1 protein-coding gene is annotated in these 260 nt (G+C 70.0%); it reads right to left on the bottom strand.

Going from position 1 to position 260, the window contains the following annotated elements; translation table 11 throughout:
- Positions 1 to 260 (bottom strand): hypothetical protein (locus tag RGCCGE502_RS34430; RefSeq protein ID WP_040676341.1); only part of this gene is annotated, 260 nt, incomplete at both ends.

Raw genomic sequence — 260 nt, 5'->3', positions numbered from 1 at the left:
TATCACCGTGTCGGCAAGGTTCGGATTGCGCGGCAGCGGCAGGTCCTCGAAGCTCAGCCGCACCGAGGCGACATGGCGCTTGCGGATGACGCCCGAGGTGCTCGCCATCAGCTCATCGGTCATGTCGCGCAGGAAGGCGGCGACATCGTCGATCGCCGCCAGATTGGTGGCCTCGGGACCGGGCGGCTCCACCGGCGCCGGGCCGGCCGCCTTCTGCTCATGCGCCGGCTCGGGCTTGTCCTTGCCGCTGCCAAGCACCG

Origin of the sequence: Rhizobium grahamii CCGE 502 (genome assembly GCF_000298315.2) — a bacterium.
GTDB lineage: Bacteria > Pseudomonadota > Alphaproteobacteria > Rhizobiales > Rhizobiaceae > Rhizobium > Rhizobium grahamii.
The sequence above is the reverse complement of the archived record's forward strand: the minus strand, read 5'-3'. Positions and strand labels throughout refer to the sequence as shown.